The 2,240-nt window shown below is 69.8% G+C and carries 2 protein-coding genes; both read right to left on the bottom strand.

Annotated features, from left to right (window positions below):
• Positions 1-1,512 (bottom strand): bifunctional uroporphyrinogen-III C-methyltransferase/uroporphyrinogen-III synthase (locus tag JOZ00_RS13390; protein WP_293344440.1); only part of this gene is annotated, 1,512 nt, incomplete at its 3' end.
• 23 nt (positions 1,513-1,535) lie between these two features.
• On the bottom strand, positions 1,536-2,240 hold a 705-nt coding region (gene hemC / locus JOZ00_RS13385), incomplete at its 5' end, for a hydroxymethylbilane synthase (RefSeq protein ID WP_293344439.1).

The raw sequence follows: 2,240 nt of genomic DNA, 5'->3' as shown, positions 1-2,240 counted from the left end.
GATCGTCCGCGCGTGCGGCTTGCCGGCGATGCCGACCAGGTTTCGCACCGTGGAGCTCGAGGTGAAGCACACCGCGTCAAAGCCACCGGTCTTGATCATTTCCCGCGTTTCCGCCGGCGGCGGTGCGGCACGCACCGTCCGGTAGGCCGTGACATCCTCGATCTCCCAACCACGTTCGCGCAGACCCTCGGCCAGCGTCTCGGTGGCGATATCGGCGCGCGGCAGCAGGACCCGGTTAACGGGGTCGAAAATGCTGTCGTAGGGCGGGAAGTCGTCAAGCAGTCCCAGTGAGGACTGCTCGCCCGCCGGCACCAGCTCGGGGCTGATCCCGAAGGCGCGGACCCGGTCGGCCGTCGACTCGCCGACACAGGCGATCTTCACGCCGGAGAACGCGCGCGCGTCCAGACCGAATTCACCGAACTTCTCCCACACCGCACGCACCGCGTTGGTGGAGGTGAACACCACCCACTGGAATCGGCCGTCGACCAATCCCTTGACGGCACGCTCCATTTGAGCGGGGCTGCGCGGCGGCTCGACGGCAATGGTCGGGACCTCGATCGGCAGGGCGCCGTACGACGTCAGCCGTTCGCTCATCTCGCCGGCCTGGTCCTTGGTGCGCGGCACCAACACGGTCCAGCCGTACAGCGCGCGGCTTTCCCACCAGTTCAGCTTCGCCCGGCTGGCCACCGTCTTGCCGATGGTCACCACGAGCGGCCCGGTCTGACGGTCCCCCCCGGGCGACAGCCCGGCGTCGGTACCGTTCAGCACGCCCGAGTCGGTCAGACCACCCAGGGTGGTCTCGACCGAACGCTGCTGACACGTCGTGCCGTTCGCGGTCACCACACACGGGGTGGTGTCGGACAGCTCGTGCTCGATCAATGTGCGCGCCGCATCGGCCAGATGCGACGCGGTGGCCTGCAGGATCAGCGGTCCGGGGGCAGCGGCCAGCGCCTCCCAGTCCACCTGCGGGTCGCGCACGTCGGCGACGGTGTGCGACGAACCCAGCGGCAGACCCGCATAGGTCGGCACGGCGCTGGCCGATGCCAGGCCGGGCACGATCTCGATGTGCATATGGCTGCGCGCCACGGCGTTGACCTCGGTGATGACCGCGTCGACCGTCAGCGGGTCGCCGGCCACCAGTCGCACCACGTCGACGCCCGTCCGGGCCTCGGCGGTCAGCGTCTTGGCCACCTCGGCGGGCTCGCCCAGCGCCGGGCGGATGTCGGGTCCACCCGATATCACCGCGGGCGTCTGACCGTTGTCTCCTGTAGCCGACTGCCCATCGCCGTCGGCGTTGCCCGCAGCCGGTTCGGCCGGCGCCGGGCCGGAAACCGGCGGCAGGTCCTTGCCGATCAGCTTCAGCACCGCCTCAGGTACGTCGGGGTCGGTGAATACCAAGGCGGCGTTTGCCAGCACAGTGGCCGCCCGGGTAGTCAGCAGTCCGGGGTCACCAGGACCGGATCCCACGTACGTGATGTGGCCGGGTCTCGGCTTACGCCCTCGCGTCGTCATTGTCGCTCCCACGTCACTCGCACTTAATCTCCTCGCGGCGGGTCCTGCCGCGCACCCCGCATCAGCTCTCGGGCGCCAAGCTCGAACAGCTCCGCGGCCACCGAGAGCCCAAGCTCTCGTGCCCGACCGGGAGTGCCGATGCCGGACGCGCGGATCACGTCGGACCCGTCCAGCGCCGCCACGCAACCGCGCAGCGACAGCTCTTCGAAGACGCGGCCGTCCTCATCGATGGACTCGACCACCTCGGCGATCGCGCCCACCGGTGCGGAGCAACCGGCCTCCAGTTCGGCGAGCAAGGCTCGCTCGGCGGTGACCGCCGCGCGTGTGTCGGCGTCGTCCAACTCCGCCAGCACCGCGGCTAACCGGCTGTCGCCTGCGCGGCACTCGACCGCGAGCGCGCCCTGAGCCGGTGCTGGCAACATCTGCACCGGCTCGAGCGTCTCGGTGACAGCGTCGAGGCGGCCCAGCCGGGCCAAACCGGCCCGGGCCACCACTACGGCGTCTAGATCACCACTGCTTACCCTGTTCAACCTGGTGTCTAGGTTGCCTCGTAGGGGGCGGATTTCCAAACCGAGACCCAATGCTCTAAGCTGCGCGGCCCGCCGGGGCGACGAGGTGCCCACCAGCGAACCCGCGGGCAACTCCCCGAGGACCAGGCCGTCGCGCGCCACCAACGCATCGCGAGGGTCATTTCGGGCCGGGATGGCCGCGATCGTGAACCTCGGATC

This window comes from Mycobacterium sp. (assembly GCF_019243155.1).
Classification (GTDB): domain Bacteria; phylum Actinomycetota; class Actinomycetes; order Mycobacteriales; family Mycobacteriaceae; genus Mycobacterium.
This window is presented reverse-complemented; position numbering and strand designations above follow the sequence as displayed.